Origin of the sequence: Micromonospora sp. RP3T (assembly GCF_003027925.1) — a bacterium.
Lineage (GTDB): Bacteria > Actinomycetota > Actinomycetes > Mycobacteriales > Micromonosporaceae > Micromonospora.
Map to the genome: position 1 here is coordinate 1 of NZ_PYPS01000143.1, position 570 is coordinate 570.

Annotated in this window: 1 protein-coding gene; it reads right to left on the bottom strand. The window is 72.3% G+C overall.

Annotation, left to right across the window (positions count from 1 at the left end):
* A partial coding sequence (locus tag C8054_RS31585) for a beta-ketoacyl synthase N-terminal-like domain-containing protein (RefSeq protein WP_146180033.1) occupies positions 1-570 on the bottom strand: 570 nt, incomplete at both ends.

Genomic DNA, 570 nt, shown 5'->3' on the forward strand with positions numbered 1-570 from the left:
ACTTGATCGATCCCAGGTAGAGCGGCTGGTCGGTCGGGCGGTCCCGGCCGTAGGTGGCCAGCAACGCCTGCGCCTCGATCGGGTCACCCAGGGAGGTGCCGGTGCCGTGCGCCTCGACCACGTCGATTTCGGCGGCGGACAACCGTGCGTTCGCCAGCGCCTGACGGATGACGCGTTCCTGCGACGGCCCGTTCGGTGCTGTCAGTCCGTTGCTGGCTCCGTCCTGGTTCACCGCCGACCCGCGGATCACCGCGAGCACCGGGTGTCCGTTGCGCTGGGCGTCGGAGAGCCGCTCCAGGACCAGGACGCCCACCCCCTCGGCCCAGCCGGTGCCGTCGGCCCCGGCGCCGAAGGACTTGCACCGCCCGTCCGGCGCCAACCCCCGCTGCCGGGAGAACTCGATGAAGGGGCTCGGTGTGGCGATCACCGTGGCGCCGCCGGCAAGCGCGAGGGAGCACTCGCCGGATCGCAGTGCCTGACCGGCCATGTGTACCGCGACCAGCGACGACGAGCAGGCCGTGTCGACGGTGACGGCGGGGCCTTGCAGGCCGAGGGTGTAGGCGATGCGGC